This window comes from Shewanella sp. SW1, from assembly GCF_025653545.1.
GTDB lineage: Bacteria > Pseudomonadota > Gammaproteobacteria > Enterobacterales > Shewanellaceae > Shewanella > Shewanella oncorhynchi.
The window spans coordinates 158068-178449 of sequence record NZ_JAKKSG010000011.1; the positions used below are offsets into that span (position 1 = coordinate 158068).

Below are 20382 nucleotides of genomic sequence, written 5' to 3' on the forward strand. Positions count from 1 at the left end.
ATGACTAGGCAAGCGAAAATCAAACGGGTAAGCAAACCGCAAAAACCTCAATTGATCCACTGGCGTTTATACGTAGTGGTCGGGTTTGTGTGTGCGTTGTTTTGCAGCCTAGTGGGACGCGCAGCTTACATTCAAATTATCGAGCCCGACAAATTACGTCACGAAAGTGACATGCGAACATTGCGGACCACTAGTCGTGAAGTGCAGCGTGGCTTGATCACCGACCGTAATGGCGACATGTTGGCCGTGAGCGTACCTGTACGAGCCGTCTGGGCCGATCCAAAACAAGTCAATGATAGTAATGGTTTTGCCGATATGCGCCGCTGGCAAGCCTTAGCAGATGTGTTGCATGAGCCCCTCGAAGATTTGTTAGAGCGAGTGCGCAGTAACCCCACCAAACGCTTCACCTACTTGAAACGCCAAATTACCCCTGCGGTTGCGGACTATATTACTCAGCTTAAATTACCCGGTGTATTTCTAAAGTCTGAATCACGCCGTTATTATCCTGGCGGTGAAATCACAGCTCAGTTAATCGGCATCACTAACATAGATGATGTTGGGATTGAAGGTGTTGAAAATGCTTACAATAGTTGGTTAACAGGTACGCCTTCCAAACAAAAAGTGCGTAAGTCACGCGATGGTCATGTCGTCGAACGTCTGGATATAGTGCAGGAAGGTGAGAGTCCAAATGATCTCGTGCTGAGTATCGATCATAGGATCCAACAATTAGCCTATCGCGAACTAAAACGCACGACTGAGATGAACCAAGCGACTTCGGGTTCGATTGTCGTCCTCGACATTCACACGGGTGAAGTCTTGGCTATGGTGAATACGCCTTCGTATAACCCCAATGCGCGCGACAATCTGCAAACCTTCAGAATGCGTAACCGTGCTATGACAGATACCTTTGAGCCGGGTTCGACCATTAAGCCATTTGTGGTAGCCGCAGCGCTTGAAGCTGGCACAGTTAAATCGACCGATATTATTGCCACTTCACCGGGTTGGATGCGTTTAGGTGGTCGCCAAGTACGTGACCCCGCGAACTATGGCGATATGAGTTTGGCGCGTATTTTGGCTAAATCCAGTAACGTCGGCATCAGTAAATTGGCTTTGTCTATTCCGGTGCAGCAACTGCTCGGCACTTATCAATCCATGGGACTTGGTAGTTTTTCGGGAATTAACCTCACGGGTGAAAGCGCTGGCTTGATTCAAGATCGCCACCGTTGGTCAGACTTTGAACGTGCCACCTTGTCCTTCGGTTACGGCTTAACGGCAACAACACTTCAACTTGCGCGCATGTACGCCACCTTAGGCAATGGCGGTACTTTGTTCCCAGTCTCGATAATGAAACTGAAAAAGCCACCTGTCGGTGAGCGAGTCATTTCTGAAAATGTGGCCCACGATGTGATGCAAATGCTAGTCGGTGTAACGGAAAAAGGTGGCACTGGCACCTTAGCTCACATCGACGGTTATCCAGTTGCAGGTAAGTCTGGCACAAGTCGTAAGGCAGTTGCTGGTGGTTATGGTGATGATTATGTTGCTTTATTTGCGGGTGTTGCTCCTGCGAATAATCCTAGATTAGCGATAGTGGTGGTAGTGAACGAGCCTAAGGGCGATCTCTATTATGGTGGTTCAGTGGCGGGGCCTGCATTTGCCAAAGTCATGTCTGGCGCACTGCAAATGTTAAACGTTGAACCCATTACCGATAAAGAACAAGTGCAATTGGCGGGAATCGCCGCTGGGAGAGCAGAATGATGTTATTACGGGATTTGCTAGCGCCTTGGCTACATTATGCTGGCGCGCAGTCCTTCAATGATCTGACCTTAGATAGCCGCGCAATACGTCGCGGCGATGTGTTTTTGGCGCTGCCAGGACATAAAGTCGATGGCAGACAGTTTATTGAAAAAGCCTTAGATTTAGGTGCCGCATGCGTATTAGTTCACACGGATGATGCTGACCAACATGGCAAAGTGTTGCTGGGCGATAATGCCGAGCACGGTGTGCAGATTTATTTCTTTCAGTTAAGTCGTCAGGTATCGGCAATTGCCGCCCAGCGTTATCCCTTAGCGCACAAGTCTGCCGTTATGCCATCCCTTGGGGTTATCGGCATTACCGGAACTAACGGTAAAACCTCTACGAGTCAACTCATTGCACAACTGGTGACTTCATTGGGGCGCAAAGCCGCCGTTATGGGCACCCTTGGCAATGGTCTCTGGGGCGAGCTTGTTGATAGTGGTAACACCACAGCTGATGCGATTACCTTAATGCGTCAGTTGCATGAGTTTGAAGCCCAAGGCGCGAGTGTCTGCGCCATGGAAGTGTCGAGTCACGGCTTAGTGCAAGGCCGCGTCGACGCAGTACCATTTGATGTTGCCGTGTTCACTAATCTGACTCGCGATCACCTCGATTACCACGGCGATATGGAAAGCTATGCCGCCGCTAAACAAAGCCTATTTCGTTTCAGCACTTTAGGTCACGGTTTATTGAATCTCGACGATGCAGTTGGCGTGTCTTGGTTGACTGAGCTTAAGCCTGTGCCTGCGCAGATTTGGGGTTTTAGCATTGAAGGTCATCAAGGTGCGGCTTTTTATACCAAAAATGCCAAGTTTGACGATCAAGGTGTCAGTGCAACCTTAGTGTGGCCCGAGGGCGAGACTCAAATCCACTCGCCACTTCTTGGTGCCTTTAATCTCTCTAATTTACTCGCGGCGTTATCGGCCTTGTATCTGCAAGGTTTTGATATGAAAGCGTTAGCGGAGCAAGTGCAATATTTAACGCCCGTTGCAGGTCGTATGGAGCGTTTCACTACTGCGGATAACATCACCTTAGTGGTCGATTATGCCCATACTCCCGATGCGATCGAACAAGCGTTAAACGCGCTACGTCGCCATTGTGCCGGTGATTTATGGTGCGTGTTTGGTTGTGGCGGCGACCGTGATAAGGGCAAGCGTCCTTTGATGGGCCAAGCTGCTGAACAGTTTGCCGACCGTATTATGGTGACCAGCGACAATGCGCGCAGTGAAGACCCTGCGCAAATTATTACCGATATTATCCAAGGGCTTGCAACACCTGAGCAGGCATTGACTCAGGTTGACCGTATCGCAGCAATTAAAGAAGTTGTGGCATTGGCTAAACCTGGCGATGTGATCTTGCTGGCGGGCAAAGGCCACGAAACTTACCAAGAGGCGGCAGGTGTGCGTCATGACTATGATGAATGCGCTCTGGCACGCCAGTTATCGGAGCAATCAAGATGATCCCTCTTTCTCTCGAGACCCTAAGTCAACACTTAGGTACGTTTCGAGTCGGTGACGACGTCACCATCCAAGATTTAAGCAGTGATAGCCGCAAAATCGGCGCTGCAACCCTGTTTGTAGCCTTAAAGGGTGAGCGTTTTGATGGCCATGATTTTGCTGCTACCGCTATTGAGAACGGCGCAGCGGCGTTAATGGTCGAGCGCGAGTTAGCCTTTGATATTCCGCAGCTGATTGTGCCCGATTGCCAAAAAGCCATGGGCGCGATAGGGGCTTATGTCCGTGACCAAATTAATCCGATTTGCGTGGCGTTAACAGGCTCAAACGGCAAGACCAGCGTGAAGGAAATGATCGCGACCATTCTGTCGGCAAAGCATCAAATCCTCTATACCGCTGGCAATTTTAATAATGAGATTGGTGTGCCGCTCACTTTGCTGCGTTTAACGCCTGCGGATGAGTTTGGGATATTCGAGCTCGGCGCTAATCATAAAGGTGAAATCGATTACACCTCGGGACTTGTGCGTCCAAACGTCGCGCTGGTGAATAACGTCGGCAGCGCCCATTTAGAAGGATTTGGATCGCAAGCGGGTGTCGCACAGGCGAAGTCAGAAATTTTTAATCATCTGCAGGCCGATGGCACTGCCATCATCAACGCCGATGATGCCTTCGCTGATTTTATGAGCGTTAAGGCAAGACCTTATAAGCAACTGAGCTTCTCCCAGCAAGATGGCGCCGCTAAACGTCATATCGACGTGATAGCGACAGGCCATAAGACTAATGCGGATGGTTGCTATCGTTTTATGCTCAATTATTTAGGTGAATCTTGCCAAGTGGTATTGCCGTTGGCGGGGCGTCATCAGGTGAGTAATGCACTCGCCGCTGCAAGTGTTTGTATTGCTTTGGGATTGAGTTTGACTGAAATATCTGAAGGCTTGAGCCAATTAACGCCAGTGAAAGGACGTATGCAGCCGAGTCAATTGGGACGCGTGCGTCTAATCGACGATAGCTATAACGCAAATCCTGTGTCCGTTGGCGCTGCGATCGCTTGGTTAAAGGAAATTTCTGAAAATCGCTGTCTGGTACTGGGAGATTTAGGAGAATTAGGCGACAATGCGCCCCTTTTACACGCTGAACTAGGGCAACTGGCCAAGCAACAGGGGATAGATGCCTTGTTTTGCACCGGAACGCTAAGTCAGCACACGAGCCAAGCTTTCGGTGCGGAGCACTATGACAGTGTGGCGACGTTAGTAGAAGAACTTATAAAGCATATAAACCAGTTGCCGGGACAGGTAACGGTTCTCGTTAAAGGTTCACGTAGCGCCGCCATGGAGCGGGTCGTGGATGGCCTAACAGTAGCCTTCGGGCGTGGGGAGTTAGTGTAAATGCTGGTATATCTGGCCGAGTATTTAACCCGTTTTCATACCGGGTTTAACGTGTTTTCCTATGTGACATTTCGAGCCATTTTAGGCTTATTGACTGCATTGGTTTTTAGCTTATGGTTTGGCCCTAAACTGATTGAACGTTTGCAATTACTGCAAATTGGTCAGGTTGTGCGTAACGATGGTCCAGAATCACATTTTAGTAAGCGTGGCACGCCGACTATGGGTGGCTTGCTGATATTGGCTGCTATTTTCATCAGCGTATTGTTGTGGGGCGATCTCGGTAGCCGCTATGTGTGGGTCATGCTGTTTGTGCTCGGCAGTTTCGGTTTGATCGGCTTTATCGACGATTACCGCAAAGTGGTGCGTAAAGACACTAAAGGTTTGATCGCGCGCTGGAAGTACATTCTGCAATCTTTGGCTGCGCTGCTTATTGCTTTTTTTCTGTATGCCACTGCGGCCAATCCAGGCGAAACCCAATTAGTGGTGCCTTTCTTTAAAGACGTGATGCCGCAACTCGGCGCCGTATTTATCGTATTGGCGTATTTCACTATTGTGGGTTCGAGCAATGCGGTGAACTTAACCGACGGCCTCGACGGTTTGGCGATTATGCCGACGGTAATGGTCGCGGCGGCGTTTGCGTTGATCGCTTATTTGTCGGGTCACGCTCAGTTTGCGAACTACTTACATATTCCGCATTTACCCGGTTCTGGTGAGCTTGTGATTGTCTGTACCGCCATTGTCGGTGCGGGTCTGGGCTTTTTGTGGTTCAACACTTACCCTGCGCAAGTCTTCATGGGCGATGTGGGTTCTCTGTCATTAGGTGCTGCACTGGGCACAATTGCAGTGCTCGTTCGCCAAGAGATTTTGTTAGTGATTATGGGCGGCGTGTTCGTGATGGAAACCCTGTCAGTCATTCTGCAGGTGGGTTCGTACAAGTTACGCGGCCAGCGTATTTTCCGCATGGCGCCGATCCACCATCACTATGAGTTAAAAGGTTGGCCTGAACCTCGAGTGATAGTGCGTTTTTGGATTATCTCGATATTCCTCGTCTTACTTGGCTTAGCCACGTTGAAGTTAAGGTAATTGGTTATGCAAAATCAGTATTCACACATAGTGTTAGGTTTGGGGGCCACGGGCTTGTCCGTGGTGCGCTATTTGTGTGGAAAGGGCATTACGCCATTGGTGATGGACAGTCGTCGGCAGCCTCCGGGCGCTGAAACGTTAGCAACGTCTTTTCCTGATGTGAAGCTGATTTCTGGCGGATTCGATTGCCGTTATCTTGTGCAAGCGACGCAGATCATTATTAGTCCCGGCATTGCGACTTATACCCCAGAGGTGCGTGCCGCTGTGGATATGGGCATTGAGGTGATTGGCGATGTGGAGCTATTTGCCCGTGAGATTGCTGACCGTAAACCTTGTGTGATTGGTATTACTGGCTCTAACGGAAAATCGACCGTCACTACGCTGGTGGGCGAGATGGCAAGGGAGGCGGGTATTGCTGTTGCCGTCGGAGGTAATATCGGTGTGCCTGCGCTGGATTTACTGCATGAAAATGCGGACTTATTTGTGCTTGAGTTATCTAGCTTTCAATTGGAAACCACCCACAGTCTTAAGTGTGTGGTGGCGACCTGTTTGAATATCAGCGAAGACCACATGGACAGATACAGTGACATCGATGCCTACCGCGAGGCTAAATTACGCTTATATAAACAAACCCGTGCCGTACTCTTTAATCGTGACGATAAACTGACCGTACCGCCAGAACCAATGAACCAAAACAGTTTTGGTTTAGCGGCGCCAGAAGCGGACGAATGGGGTATCAGCGACAGCAAGATTTATCACGGCAGCAGCGAAATAATGCCGATCACTGAAGTCTCGCTGATTGGCAGCCATAACCATGCCAACCTACTTGCGGCGATGGCGCTTGTGGATGTCGTCGGTGTCGATAAGCACGTTATGGCAAAAGTGGCGCGTACTTTTACTGGCTTATCCCATCGCTGTGAAGTGGTTGGTGTTAAGAATGGCGTGACCTATGTCAATGACTCTAAAGCGACAAATGTCGGTGCCACAGTCGCCGCGCTCGATGGCTTGAGTGACCACTTAGGCGATATTATTTTGATTGCTGGCGGTGACGGTAAAGGGGCTGATTTTAAGCCTTTAGCTGTGGCTTTAGCTAAAGTCACACACCTCATCACCTTAGGCCGCGATGGTAAAAAGATTGCTGCATTGAAAGACGGCTCGATAAGAGTCGACACTATGGCTGCTGCGGTAGCGAAAGCCGCTGAATTAGCAACCTCTGGTGATATCGTTTTATTATCGCCAGCCTGCGCCAGTTTAGATATGTACAGTAACTTTATGGCTCGAGGTGATGATTTTAGAAACCTCGTGGGACAACTTAATGGCGAGTGATGCAAGACAACTTAGCCTATTTGGGCGTTTGCGTTTAGCAATACCCAATTGGCAACGTGATACCGAAGTCCCGGGCGTGCAATTGTACGACCGTGCTTTGCTCGCGGCTGTGTTGTCTTTGATTAGCTTCGGCTTTGTAATGGTGATGTCAGCCTCTATGCCTGAAGCGCAAACGCTCACGGGGAACCCATTTTATTTTATGACTCGCCATGTGGGTTATTTAGTGGGTTGCTTATTCATAGCGGCATTTGTGCTAAGAGTAGAGATGCAGACTTGGCAGCGCTGGAGCCCCATGTTGTTGTTGATTGTGGGTTTGATGTTGTTGGCTGTATTGGTGGTTGGCACTACGGTAAACGGTGCAACGCGTTGGTTATCCATAGGCCCTATTCGTATCCAGGTGGCGGAAGTCGCTAAATTTGCCTTCGCCATCTATATGGCGGGTTACTTAGTGAGGCGTCATCAGGAAGTGCGCGAGAATGCTAAAGGCTTCTATAAGCCGATTGCAGTATTTGCGATTTACGCTGTGCTGATTTTGATGCAGCCCGACTTAGGTACTGTGGTGGTGCTATTTGTGGGAACGGTTGGTCTATTGTTTTTAGCCGGTGCGCGTTTACTCGATTTCTTTGCCTTGATTTTTGCGGGCGTATTGGCGTTTGTGGCCCTAGTGCTATTGGAACCGTATCGTATCCGCCGAGTGACCTCCTTTATGGATCCTTGGCAAGATCCCTTCGGTAGCGGTTACCAGTTGACTCAATCTTTGATGGCCTATGGTCGAGGTGATTGGTTCGGCCAAGGGCTCGGAAATAGTATTCAAAAATTAGAATATTTACCCGAAGCGCACACTGACTTTATCTTTGCCGTGATCGGGGAAGAATTGGGCTTTATCGGCATTATCGCCGTGTTATCTGTGCTGCTATTTGTGGCGCTGAGATCGATTCGTTTAGGTAATTTGTGTTTAGCCATGGATAAGCCATTTGAAGGTTATTTAGGCTATGCCATCGGTATTTGGATTTGTTTCCAGACTGTGGTGAATGTCGGCGCGAGTATAGGCATGTTGCCAACCAAAGGGCTGACATTACCTTTTATCAGTTACGGTGGTAGTAGTTTATGGGTCATGACTGCGGCAGCGATGATGTTGCTGCGTATTGATTACGAGCGGCGCATGACATTAGTTCAGGCCGTGCAAGGGAGATTGAAGTGATGACTCCAACAGGAAAACGTATTTTAGTCATGGCGGGTGGTACGGGAGGACATGTGTTCCCGGCACTGGCGGTGGCTAAGTATTTAGCTCAACAGGGTTGGCAAGTGCGTTGGTTAGGCACGGCAGATCGTATGGAGGCGCGTTTAGTGCCTCAGTATGGATTTGATATTGATTTTATTGATATCAAAGGTGTGCGCGGTAATGGTTTGATCCGAAAACTCGCGGCGCCCTTTAAAGTGGTGCGCTCAATATTGCAGGCTAAGGCCGTGATTGCTGAGTTTAAACCCGATGTGGTCCTTGGCATGGGCGGATTCGCCAGTGGCCCAGGTGGTGTGGCGGCAAGATTAGCCGGTATTCCATTGGTACTACATGAGCAAAATGCCATCCCAGGGATGACGAACAAGTTGTTGTCGCGGATTGCGACGCAAGTGTTATGTGCCTTTAAAAATACCTTTACCACAGTGAAGGCCAAGGTTGTTGGTAATCCGATTCGCCAAGAACTGATTGCCTTAGGTGCAGAACCAAAGCCAGAGGCTGATGAAGCCTTAAAAGTATTAGTTGTCGGCGGTAGCCTTGGCGCCAAAGTCTTTAACGATCTGATGCCTGAAGCTGTCGCGATACTGAGTCAGCAGCAGTCAGTGACGGTTTGGCATCAAGTGGGAAAAGATAATCTTACGGGCGTGAAGGCGGCATATCAGCAACAAGGACAAGATGGTGGCGTGAATATCGCTGAGTTTATCGACGATATGGAAGCCGCCTATCGCTGGGCTGATGTGGTATTGTGCCGAGCTGGCGCCTTGACTGTGTCTGAGTTAGCGGCGGTGGGGCTACCGAGTATTCTGGTACCTTATCCCCATGCAGTGGATGATCATCAAACCCGTAACGCTCAAGTATTGGTTGAGGCTGGCGCAGCTTTCCTATTGCCACAGGCCATCTTGGACGTGAATAAACTGGCGAACAAATTACAGTTGCTCGCCAATGACAGAACAGAATTAGCCCGTATGGGCCAAAGAGCGAGAGACGTTGCGGTACTGGATGCGACTGAACAAGTTGCCGCAGTGTGCATCAGCCTTGCTGAGAAAGGATAAGCATGACTAAGACAGAAAGATACGCACAACTGAGAAGTATGATCCCAGAAATGCGCCGTATTAAGCGTATTCACTTCGTCGGCATTGGCGGCGCGGGCATGGGCGGGATCGCCGAAGTGTTAGTGAACGAAGGCTATCAGGTGAGTGGTTCGGATATTGCGCAAAATGCCGTGACCGACAGATTATGTTTACTCGGTGCCAAGATCCAAATTGGTCATGCCGCTGAAAACGTGCAGCAAGTGGATGTGGTCGTCGTATCAACCGCGATTAATCTGGAAAATCCAGAAATCCTTGCCGCTAAAGAATTACGTATTCCTATTGTGCGTCGTGCTGAGATGTTAGCCGAGTTGATGCGTTATCGACATGGTGTGGCGATTGCGGGCACCCATGGTAAAACCACGACAACGAGCCTTATCGCCAGCGTTTATGGTCAAGCTGGGCGGGACCCAACCTTTGTGATTGGTGGCTTGCTCAACAGTGCCGGTACCAATGCCAGATTAGGCACCAGCCGTTATTTGATTGCCGAAGCCGATGAGAGTGATGCGAGCTTTTTGCATTTGCAGCCTATGGTCAGTGTGGTGACCAACATCGAAGCTGATCATATGGATACTTATGGCGGTGATTTTGAAAAACTGAAATCGACTTTTGTGGATTTTCTACACAACTTGCCGTTCTACGGTGTCGCTGTGGTGTGCATTGATGATGCCGTCGTGCGTGAGATTCTGCCGCGTATTGGCCGTAAACACGTGACCTATGGTTTCAGTGACGATGCGGACGTGCAAGCACTTAATTTTAGTCAGCAAGGTCATCAGTGCCGTTTTACTGTTAGACGTAAAGCTAAAGAAGATCTCGATCTGGTGTTGAATTTACCGGGCCAACATAATGTGCTCAATGCGTTAGCGGCCATTGCGGTGGCGACTGAAGATGAAATCGACGATAACGCTATTACTCAGGCTCTAGTGGAGTTCCAAGGTATAGGGCGTCGTTTCCAGCATTTAGGCAAATTCGCCACGCCGAAGGGCGAAGTCATGTTAGTGGATGATTATGGTCATCATCCCAGCGAAGTTGCGGCGACCATTAAAGCTGCGCGCGCAGGATGGCCAGATAGACGTTTGGTCATGGCGTATCAGCCGCACAGATACACTCGTACCCGTGATTTGTATGAGGATTTTGTGGAAGTGTTATCACAAGTGGATTGCTTATTGTTACTCGATATTTATAGTGCGGGTGAAGCGCCGATCACAGGTGCGGATGGTCGCGCATTATGTCGTTCAATTCGCTTGCGTGGTCAGCTAGATCCGATCTTTATCGCAAGCCCAGATCTGCTTGCAGAAGTGTTGCCCGATGTATTGCAGGACGGGGATTTATTACTCACCCAAGGTGCGGGTAATATTGGCGCCCTGTCACGACAGTTAGCGTCGTCTGGATTAGGGTTTGCTGTGGTGGAATTACCTGCGCAAGCAAGCTGATCTTTAGCGCTTGATCTGCGAGAAAAAGGAAATTTTGACCAAAGGATTTTGGTCTATATAATGGCCGGTTTTCTGTGGTTTTTAATGGGTGTCGTTAAAGGTGGGATGAAGCGTGTCTTGGAGTGATAAGAGGCGGCACTGGCGGGCAAGAATGTCACGGTTTAATTGGTATCAGTGGAGCGGGGCTGGATTTTTATTCTTCATCGTAGCCAGTTTTGTATTTGGTGGCTATCAGTTACATAAATTTTTGAATGATGCCAGCAACTTGCCGATTGAGGCCGTTGCCATCAAAGGTGAGCGGGTTTACACCACAGATAAAGATATACAAGTAGCACTACAGCATTTAATGCAGCGCAGTTTTTTTAGTGCTGACATTACCTTAGTGCAGCAGGCGTTAGAAGCTTTACCTTGGGTATATCGCGCATCGGTAAGGCGTGAGTGGCCAGCGAAACTCAGGGTGTATTTGCAAGAGCAACAACCCGCAGCCCATTGGAATGGTGACTTGTGGTTGAACGTGCATGGAGAAGTATTCGAAGCGCCATCGCACCCAGAGCTTGAGCATTTACCGCAGTTATCTGGACCAAATGATATGGGCCTTGAGGTGTTGACTGTCTATGCACAGATCAACTCCCTACTAAAGATTAATGGCTTTACCTTAGCCAGTTTGAATTTAACGCCACGACATGCGTGGCACGCGACCCTTGGAAACGGTATCGTTTTAGATTTGGGTCGAGAAGATAAAATTGCACGGATACAACGATTTATTACTGTTTATCCGGTTTTGGCGAAACAAGAGAAATCCGTTGCCAGAGTAGATTTGCGCTACGACACAGGGTTGGCCGTAGGCTGGGGCGATGCACAAACAAGAGAGCCGATAATTAATGATCAAAAACCAAGATAGAAACCTTATCGTCGGATTGGACATAGGAACCTCTAAGGTCGCAGTGATCATAGGCGAAGTTCTGCCCGATGGCGAAATTAGCATAGTCGGCCTTGGTAACCATCCCTCAAGGGGCATGGATAAAGGTGGCGTGAACGATTTAGATTCGATAGTTCGCAGTGTACAACGTGCGCTCGATCAAGCGGAATTAATGGCGGATTGCCAAGTGTCATCGGTTTACTTGAGTATTTCGGGTAAACACATCGCCTGCCAAAATGAAAACGGCATGGTATCGATCAACGATGAAGAAGTGACACAGGAAGATGTTGATAACGTGATCCATACGGCTCGCTCGGTGAAGATCCCGACCGAACGTCGCATTTTACACGTGCTGCCGCAGGAATATGCAATCGACGTTCAAGACGGTATTCGCAGCCCAATCGGTATGTCCGGTATGCGTATGGAGGCCAAGGTACACATAGTGACCTGCGCCAATGATATGGCGAAGAATATTACTAAGAGCGTTGAGCGTTGTGGCCTTAAGGTTGACGACTTAGTGTTCTCTGGGATTGCTTCAGCCGATGCTGTGTTGACCTTCGATGAGAAAGATTTAGGTGTATGTATCGTCGATATCGGCGGTGGCACTACGGATATCGCGGTATATACCAATGGCGCCTTGCGTCATTGTGCGGTTGTACCGGTTGCAGGTAACCAAGTGACGAACGACATTGCGAAGATTTTCCGCACGCCATCGTCACATGCTGAACAAATTAAAGTACAGTTCGCCTGTGCTCGCAGTTCTATGGTGAGCCGCGAAGACAGTATTGAAGTGCCATCGGTAGGTGGTCGTCCATCGCGGAGCATGTCACGTCACACGCTCGCCGAAGTAGTAGAACCAAGATACCAAGAGCTGTTTGAGCTTGTGCTTAAAGAGTTGAAAGACAGTGGGTTAGAAGATCAAATCGCCGCAGGTATTGTGCTCACAGGTGGCACAGCGTCGATTCAAGGTGTGGTCGATATCGCGGAAGCGACTTTTGGCATGCCAGTTCGCGTAGCGTCACCGCTACCGATCAAAGGTTTATATGAATACGTGGACCAGTCTATTTACTCCACTGGAGTCGGACTGCTTCATTACGGCGCACGACGGGTAATCGAACGTCAGTTCGAACGTCCTGAGCGCCAAGGGGTAACTAGCGCTTGGAATCGGGTCCAAAGCTGGTTTAAGGGCGAATTTTAATTTTCATAACGCAGGCAACACGGAGATCAGACAATGTTTGAGATCATGGATACTCACTCAGACGACGCGGTGATTAAAGTCATCGGCGTTGGCGGCGGCGGCGGTAACGCTGTCGAACATATGGTCAAACACAACATTGAAGGTGTTGAGTTTATCGTTACCAATACAGACGCTCAGGCCCTGAGAAAATCAGGCGCTGGCTCAACAATTCAATTAGGACGCGATGTCACTAAAGGTCTTGGAGCAGGGGCAAACCCAGATGTGGGTCGTGCTGCAGCTGAAGAAGACCGCGAAAACATTCGCGCGGCAATCAAAGGTTCTGACATGATCTTTATCGCTGCCGGTATGGGCGGTGGTACAGGTACAGGTGCTGCACCTGTTGTGGCTCAAATCGCACGTGAAGAAGGTATTCTCACCGTTGCGGTTGTGACTAAGCCTTTCCCATTCGAAGGGAAAAAACGTATGGCTTACGCTGAGCAAGGCATTGCCGAGCTGGCTAAGCACGTGGATTCGTTAATCACGATCCCGAACGAAAAATTATTAAAAGTATTGGGCCGTGGTACTTCTTTACTCGATGCGTTTGCCGCAGCGAATAATGTGTTACTTGGGGCGGTACAAGGTATTGCCGAGCTTATCACTCGTCCTGGTCTGATTAACGTCGACTTCGCCGACGTGAAGACTGTGATGTCTGAAATGGGTAATGCCATGATGGGTACAGGTGTCGCTCGCGGTGAAGACCGTGCTGAAGAAGCGGCCGAAGCTGCTGTTGCCAGCCCATTATTAGAAGACATCGACTTAGCCGGTGCGCGTGGTGTGTTAGTTAACATTACTGCGGGTATGGATATGAGTATCGAAGAATTCGAAACTGTCGGTAATCATGTTAAGGCTTATGCCTCTGACAACGCGACTGTGGTTGTTGGTGCTGTCATCGACCCAGAAATGAGTGATGAGCTGCGTGTAACGGTTGTTGCGACTGGTATCGGTGCTGAAAAGCGTCCTGATATCCAATTGGTTTCTAAACCTGCACCTCGTCCAGAGCCTGTAGTTGTTGAACCAAAAGTCGAAGCCTATGTCGAAGAAGCTGCACATGTGAACTATGCAGCGCCAAAAGGCAACGTGTTGCCAGCGGCTCCGCAGCCAGCTCCTACGCCTGCACCATCGACAAAGCATGAATTGGATTATCTTGATATTCCAGCATTTTTGCGTAAGCAAGCCGACTAGCGAGAGCGTTTGAGTCCAGCGTAATATGTGAGGTGTTGTTCGTTTTGGGCAATACCACAACATAGCTGCATTTGTGTGACATAATAAAGTTATGTTATTATGTTGAACCAGTGCGGCTCGATTTGCCGACGCTGAGTGTACAAATATTAGGCTTTATAATTGGCATATAAACGGGTAACTGAATGATATTTCAACGAACTGTTCAGAAAATGGTGAAAACAACTGGTGTCGGATTGCATTCTGGCAACAAGGTCACTTTGAGCATTATGCCCGCGCCCGTTAATTCAGGGATCGTACTCGTGCGCACCGATTTGAGTCCTGCCGTCGCCATTCCTGCGAAGGCGGAGCAAGTTCGTGAAACCACTATGTGTACGGCACTTGTCAATGACGAAGGTATTCGTATCTCGACCATTGAGCATTTATTTGCAGCTCTTGCGGGTTTAGGCATAGATAACGCTGTAATCGAAGTGGACGCGCCTGAAATTCCTATTATGGATGGCAGTGCAAGCCCATTCGTCTTCTTGTTGCAGTCTGCGGGGATTAAAGAGCAGGCCGCGCCTAAGAAGTACTTAAAGATTAAGCGCCCTGTGCGCGTTGAAGATGGCGATAAATGGGCCGAGTTAAAACCGTTTAAAGGTTTTAGAGTCAATTTTAAAATTGATTTTGCGCATCCAGAAATCGCTCGTAGCCAACAGCATGTGGTGATGGACTTTTCAACTTCTGCTTTCGTGAAAGATATCAGCCGTGCCCGTACTTTTGGGTTTATGCGTGATATCGAATATTTGCGAGCCAACAACCTAGCGTTGGGCGGCAGCATGGAAAACGCTGTTGTACTTGATGAATATCGCGTCCTTAATCCCGACGGCCTGCGTTATGAGGACGAATTTGTTAAGCACAAAATTCTAGATGCGTTTGGTGATTTATATGTGGCTGGGCACGCTATTTTAGGTGAGTTCACTGCGTATAAAACCGGTCATGCGTTGAACAACCAATTGGTGCGTGCTTTACTCGCGCAACAAGATGCGTGGGAGTTGGTCAGCTTCGAAAAAGAAGCCGATGTTCCCGTCAGCTTTACTGTACCAGGTGGCGCTGTATTTGCTTAAAAAGCGGTAAGATTATTTATTACGGCTGGCCAATGAGGCCAGCCGTTTTAGTTTTTCACCCAGTGAACCGCCAATATTTTCCGCTAATGCTGCAATGTGCTCTGCTGCTGCTGGGCTTAATTCTTTATGTCCCTGTTTAGGCTTTGCGTCATACATTGCTAATCTCGGGTTGACTTTAACTTCAATTGCGGTAAGGATTGGGAGCGTTTCTGCTTGAAGCTGGATTAATAGCTTCGGCTTTTGGAAATTAATTCGCGCAGCCCAGGCTGCCGAAGTGGTTTCAACCACAAGAACACCCTGGCGGAAATTAGCGACTTTTAGTTGCTCCGCAACAGGACCTGCAATAATCTGCTTCACATGCTGATCCAGATACATAAGTAGTTCCGCTTTCTCAGCAAGGTCGGGTAATTTTCCCGATTGATGCAGTAATTGGCTGAGATCTTGAGGGGGCTTTTTCATATGATAATAAGATGGCTGAATTAGGCTATGAGTGTAACAGTATTTATTCAAGGTCGGAATGGCGTCACACGCTGGCAGCCCAGTAAACGCTGGTTGCTACTTCCAATACTATTGTTGGCCACTGGGTCCGGTATTTATCAACACAACTCCGCTCGATTTCAAGATCAGCAAGCCAGTGTCGATAACGATCGTCTCGTGCGCGAACAACAAAAGAAACAAGTCTTAGAGCTTAAAAGTGCTACTGAGTCTCAACTGGCTATGCTTGTGACTCATGTTGCACGTATGCAAGCCAAGATCACCCGTCTCGAAGCTTTAGGTCAACAGGTCGCCCAGCAGAATAAGTTGGATGAAGATTTTGATTTTTCATCCGAGGTTGGTGTGGGTGGTTTGAGCGAACTAGGCACTAACATCGAGCTCGGACAGCTTATCGACGATATGGATAAGTTGGCATCACGAATTGACAATAATAATGTTCAGCTTTCACTACTTGAAACAGTGTCATCTAACCACCATATAGATGATGAACGTTATATATCAGGTATCCCGCTCGATAAAGGTTGGTTATCGTCGCCCTACGGATTACGTAATGACCCTTTCAACGGTCGCAGGTCTGTGCATAAGGGGATTGATTTTACCGGTCGAGAAGGAGCTAAAGTTGTTGCGACTGCTGCAGGCGTGGTGACTTTTGCTGGAAATATGTTCGGTTATGGCGAATTGGTTGAAATCGACCATGGTAACGGTTTGCATACGCGTTATGGCCATAATAAAGCTTTGTCAGTGACTGTAGGTGATGTGGTCGCAAAAGGCGATGCTATCGCCAGTATGGGAAGCACTGGGCGCTCAACTGGGGCTCATGTGCATTATGAAGTGTTGCGCGGCGGACAGCAGATAGATCCACAAAAGTTTGTCTACCGCAAAGCAAGTTAATTGAAACATTGGCTTCTAGTTTCCATCATGGACTTGGCCTACAGAGAATAAGTGATTCAGATGTTTGGTAAATTACTGACAAAAGTATTTGGTAGTCGCAACGACCGCACCCTTAAAGGGCTTCAAAAGATCGTTATTAGCATTAACGCATTAGAAGCTGATTATGAAAAATTAACCGATGAAGCATTAAAGGCGAAAACCGCAGAGTTTCGTGAGCGTTTAGCTGCTGGAGCTGCATTAGATAGCATCATGGCTGAAGCCTTTGCTACAGTGCGTGAAGCGTCTAAGCGTGTATTTGATATGCGTCATTTCGACGTACAGTTACTCGGCGGTATGGTACTCGACAGCAACCGTATTGCTGAAATGCGTACGGGTGAAGGTAAAACCTTAACGGCAACCTTACCCGCTTACTTAAACGCATTGACAGGCAAAGGCGTCCACGTGATTACAGTGAACGATTACTTGGCACGTCGTGATGCTGAGAATAACCGCCCACTGTTTGAGTTCCTTGGTTTAACCGTAGGAATCAACGTCGCAGGTATTGGCCAACATGAGAAGAAATCGGCCTATAACGCCGATATCACTTACGGGACCAACAACGAGTTTGGTTTCGATTATCTGCGCGATAACATGGCGTTTTCACCGCAAGAACGGGTCCAACGTCCGTTGCACTACGCCCTAATCGATGAAGTGGATTCAATCTTAATCGACGAGGCGCGTACGCCGCTGATCATTTCTGGCGCCGCCGAAGATAGCTCTGAGCTATACATCAAGATCAACACTTTGATCCCTAATCTTATCCGTCAAGATAAAGAAGATACGGAAGAGTTTGTGGGTGAGGGCGACTACAGCATCGATGAAAAAGCCAAACAAGTGCATTTCACCGAGCGTGGCCAAGAGAAAGTAGAAAATCTGCTGATCGAGCGCGGCATGTTAGCTGAAGGCGATTCACTCTATTCTGCTGCAAATATTTCCCTATTACACCACGTCAACGCGGCGCTTCGTGCGCACACGCTGTTTGAGCGTGATGTGGATTACATAGTACAAGACAACGAAGTCATCATAGTCGATGAACACACGGGTCGTACTATGCCAGGTCGTCGTTGGTCAGAAGGCTTACATCAAGCTGTCGAAGCCAAAGAAGGTGTACACATTCAAAACGAAAACCAAACATTGGCTTCGATCACTTTCCAGAACTACTTCCGTCAATACGAGAAGCTGGCAGGTATGACAGGTACAGCTGACACTGAAGCGTTTGAATTCCAACACATCTATGGATTAGACACAGTCGTTGTGCCGACTAACCGTCCAATGGTGCGTAAGGATATGGCGGATTTAGTTTATTTGACCGCCGATGAAAAATATCAAGCGATCATTAAAGACATTAAAGATTGCCGTGAACGTGGTCAGCCAGTATTGGTGGGTACAGTATCAATCGAACAGTCTGAACTGTTAGCGCGCTTAATGGTGCAGGAAAAGATCCCGCACGAAGTTTTAAATGCTAAATTCCACGAACGAGAAGCTGAAATCGTCGCGCAAGCTGGCCGTACTGGCTCTGTGACTATTGCGACGAACATGGCAGGTCGTGGTACCGATATCGTGCTTGGCGGCAACTGGAACATGGAAATCGATGAACTCGATAATCCAACAGCAGAGCAAAAAGCTAAGATCAAAGCCGATTGGCAAATTCGTCATGATGAAGTCGTTGCTGCGGGTGGTTTACATATCCTAGGTACAGAACGTCACGAGTCACGCCGTATCGATAACCAGTTACGTGGTCGTGCGGGTCGTCAAGGTGACGCGGGTTCATCACGCTTCTACCTGTCGATGGAAGATAGCTTAATGCGTATCTTCGCCTCGGATCGTGTCTCTGGCATGATGAAAAAGCTGGGTATGGAAGAAGGCGAAGCGATCGAGCATCCATGGGTGTCTCGCGCAATTGAAAACGCTCAACGTAAAGTTGAAGCCCGTAACTTCGATATCCGTAAGCAATTACTCGAATTTGATGACGTCGCTAACGATCAACGCCAAGTGGTTTACGCCCAGCGCAATGAGTTGATGGATGCGGAAAGTATTGAAGATACTATCCAAAACATCCAAGACGATGTAATTGGCGCGGTAATCGATCAATATATTCCGCCGCAATCAGTAGAAGAGCTGTGGGATATCCCGGGTTTAGAGCAACGTCTACACCAAGAATTTATGCTCAAATTACCTATCCAAGAATGGTTAGATAAAGAAGACGATCTGCATGAAGAGAGTCTACGTGAGCGTATTATCACTGCTTGGGGCGATGCGTATAAGGCAAAAGAAGAAATGGTTGGCGCACAAGTGCTACGCCAGTTTGAAAAAGCCGTTATGCTACAAACGCTCGATGGCCTGTGGAAAGAACATTTAGCGGCGATGGACCATCTGCGTCAAGGTATCCACTTACGTGGTTACGCACAGAAGAATCCAAAGCAAGAATATAAGCGTGAGTCGTTTGAGTTATTCCAACAACTGCTGAACACCTTGAAACACGACGTCATCAGTGTACTGTCGAAAGTACAAGTGCAAGCTCAGTCAGATGTGGAAGAAATGGAAGCGCGTCGTCGTGAAGAAGATGCCAAGATCCAGCGCGACTATCAACACGCAGCGGCAGAGCCGCTTGCTGGCGGTGGTGATGAGCATGAAGCTGTCACTGCGCAAGCACCGATGATCCGTGATGGTGACAAAGTGGGTCGCAACGATCCTTGTCCTTGTGGCTCTGGTCGTAAGTACAAACAATGCCACGGCAAGTTAAGTTAATCTGCTGACAGATTAAGCCTACTGAATAAGTAGAATAAAACGTACACTAAAGGCAACTTATCTAAGTTGCCTTTTTATTTTTTCATTAATTTAGAATTAAGCCTCACGTTTACTCCCATGTCATCCGGATTACATTCTTACTCTTCTTTATATAGCTAATCGTCGTTATTCCCCATTGAACATCATTTCATTCTTATCGATAGCCTCTAAAGTTAACCCGCCGCTGTAGCAAATTTAACCGTTAAAACCCATTTTGTGGATAAGTCTGAGGATAAAGTGGGGGTATTGTGTGACTAACTGAAAGTATTAAAAAAAGATCCATTTTTCTCAAAAAAGCCCTTGCGGACTTTCTCAATCTCCCTATAATGCGCATCCACTGACACGGCAGACAGCGTAACGCAAGTTAAGCAAAGAAAGCCAAGCAGTTCATCGGTTAGCAAGCTAAACGATGAGTGTTGAGAAAGTTGAAAAAACTACTTGACGCACTAACGGGAATGCGTAGAATACGCAGCCCTGACCCGCTGAAAACTCAGTGTGTGGTCAACGCTCTTTAACAATTTATCAAGCAAATCTGTGTGGACACTCACAGGTGTTGAGTTAATCGAAACTGCTTAACCTTCGGGTTGGCAGTCAAAAATTTAAATCAATGTAACAATGAGTGTTCATAGCAATATGTACATAATTTTGGTTCCGCTTTTTTAAAAGCGGAAACAAATGACAGAATTCATTGAGCCGTTTGACGTCAGTCAAACAACAAAACTTTAATTGAAGAGTTTGATCATGGCTCAGATTGAACGCTGGCGGCAGGCCTAACACATGCAAGTCGAGCGGCAGCACAAGGGAGTTTACTTCTGAGGTGGCGAGCGGCGGACGGGTGAGTAATGCCTAGGGATCTGCCCAGTCGAGGGGGATAACAGTTGGAAACGACTGCTAATACCGCATACGCCCTACGGGGGAAAGGAGGGGAC

15 protein-coding genes and 1 rRNA gene are annotated in these 20382 nt (G+C 48.2%); 15 read left to right on the forward strand and 1 reads right to left on the reverse strand.

Annotated features, from left to right (window positions below; translation table 11 throughout):
* From L5M71_RS11865 to lpxC, 12 genes are all read left to right on the forward strand, one after another.
* A complete protein-coding gene (locus L5M71_RS11865; protein ID WP_105251191.1) occupies positions 1 to 1755 on the forward strand; it encodes a penicillin-binding transpeptidase domain-containing protein in 1755 nt (584 codons plus the stop codon).
* A complete protein-coding gene (murE, locus tag L5M71_RS11870) occupies positions 1752 to 3254 on the forward strand; it encodes a UDP-N-acetylmuramoyl-L-alanyl-D-glutamate--2,6-diaminopimelate ligase (RefSeq protein ID WP_263207457.1) in 1503 nt (500 codons plus the stop codon). Before L5M71_RS11865 ends, murE begins: the two co-directional genes overlap by 4 nt.
* On the forward strand, positions 3251 to 4633 hold the full coding sequence (locus L5M71_RS11875; RefSeq protein WP_263207458.1) for a UDP-N-acetylmuramoyl-tripeptide--D-alanyl-D-alanine ligase: 1383 nt from the start codon (positions 3251 to 3253) through the stop codon (positions 4631 to 4633). Before murE ends, L5M71_RS11875 begins: the two co-directional genes overlap by 4 nt.
* Positions 4634 to 5716, forward strand: a complete 1083-nt coding sequence (gene mraY, locus L5M71_RS11880; protein ID WP_006079891.1) for a phospho-N-acetylmuramoyl-pentapeptide-transferase — start codon at positions 4634 to 4636, stop codon at positions 5714 to 5716.
* 6 nt (positions 5717 to 5722) lie between these two features.
* Positions 5723 to 7042 carry a UDP-N-acetylmuramoyl-L-alanine--D-glutamate ligase gene (murD, locus tag L5M71_RS11885; RefSeq protein WP_131525724.1) on the forward strand — a complete coding sequence of 440 codons (1320 nt, stop codon included), beginning with the start codon at positions 5723 to 5725 and terminating at the stop codon, positions 7040 to 7042.
* Positions 7032 to 8243, forward strand: coding sequence for a cell division protein FtsW (gene ftsW / locus L5M71_RS11890; protein WP_113941076.1), 1212 nt, complete (start codon positions 7032 to 7034; stop codon positions 8241 to 8243). The genes murD and ftsW overlap by 11 nt, the downstream gene beginning before the upstream one ends.
* Entirely contained in the window at positions 8243 to 9331 is a 1089-nt protein-coding gene (gene murG, locus L5M71_RS11895) for an undecaprenyldiphospho-muramoylpentapeptide beta-N-acetylglucosaminyltransferase (protein WP_263207462.1), read from the forward strand. The genes ftsW and murG overlap by 1 nt, the downstream gene beginning before the upstream one ends.
* 2 nt (positions 9332 to 9333) lie before the next feature.
* The gene (gene murC, locus L5M71_RS11900; protein WP_173247341.1) at positions 9334 to 10800 is read left to right on the forward strand and encodes a UDP-N-acetylmuramate--L-alanine ligase; all 1467 of its coding nucleotides are present in this window, start codon (positions 9334 to 9336) and stop codon (positions 10798 to 10800) included.
* 151 nt (positions 10801 to 10951) lie between these two features.
* Complete coding sequence (locus L5M71_RS11905) at positions 10952 to 11701, forward strand: cell division protein FtsQ/DivIB (RefSeq protein ID WP_168826587.1); 750 nt, start codon at positions 10952 to 10954, stop codon at positions 11699 to 11701.
* Positions 11682 to 12917: a cell division protein FtsA gene (gene ftsA / locus L5M71_RS11910; RefSeq protein WP_006079897.1), complete on the forward strand. Its 1236-nt coding sequence runs from the start codon at positions 11682 to 11684 to the stop codon at positions 12915 to 12917. Before L5M71_RS11905 ends, ftsA begins: the two co-directional genes overlap by 20 nt.
* Before the next feature lie 33 nt (positions 12918 to 12950).
* Positions 12951 to 14138, forward strand: a complete 1188-nt coding sequence (ftsZ, locus tag L5M71_RS11915) for a cell division protein FtsZ (protein WP_106648312.1) — start codon at positions 12951 to 12953, stop codon at positions 14136 to 14138.
* A 182-nt stretch (positions 14139 to 14320) separates the two neighbouring features.
* Positions 14321 to 15241, forward strand: a complete 921-nt coding sequence (gene lpxC, locus L5M71_RS11920) for a UDP-3-O-acyl-N-acetylglucosamine deacetylase (RefSeq protein WP_011845621.1) — start codon at positions 14321 to 14323, stop codon at positions 15239 to 15241.
* Between the two features lie 12 nt (positions 15242 to 15253).
* Here lpxC and L5M71_RS11925 read toward each other — a convergent pair whose 3' ends face one another.
* Positions 15254 to 15700 carry a DUF721 domain-containing protein gene (locus tag L5M71_RS11925; RefSeq protein WP_105251200.1) on the reverse strand — a complete coding sequence of 149 codons (447 nt, stop codon included), beginning with the start codon at positions 15698 to 15700 and terminating at the stop codon, positions 15254 to 15256.
* Between the two features lie 27 nt (positions 15701 to 15727).
* Between L5M71_RS11925 and L5M71_RS11930 the strand changes: the two genes are divergently transcribed.
* The 3 genes from L5M71_RS11930 to L5M71_RS11940 all read left to right on the forward strand — a co-directional run.
* On the forward strand, positions 15728 to 16627 hold the full coding sequence (locus L5M71_RS11930; RefSeq protein WP_105251201.1) for a M23 family metallopeptidase: 900 nt from the start codon (positions 15728 to 15730) through the stop codon (positions 16625 to 16627).
* Between the two features lie 60 nt (positions 16628 to 16687).
* Positions 16688 to 19414 carry a preprotein translocase subunit SecA gene (gene secA / locus L5M71_RS11935; protein ID WP_263207463.1) on the forward strand — a complete coding sequence of 909 codons (2727 nt, stop codon included), beginning with the start codon at positions 16688 to 16690 and terminating at the stop codon, positions 19412 to 19414.
* 762 nt (positions 19415 to 20176) lie between these two features.
* Positions 20177 to 20382: ribosomal RNA gene (locus tag L5M71_RS11940) — 16S ribosomal RNA — on the forward strand; the annotation flags it as partial.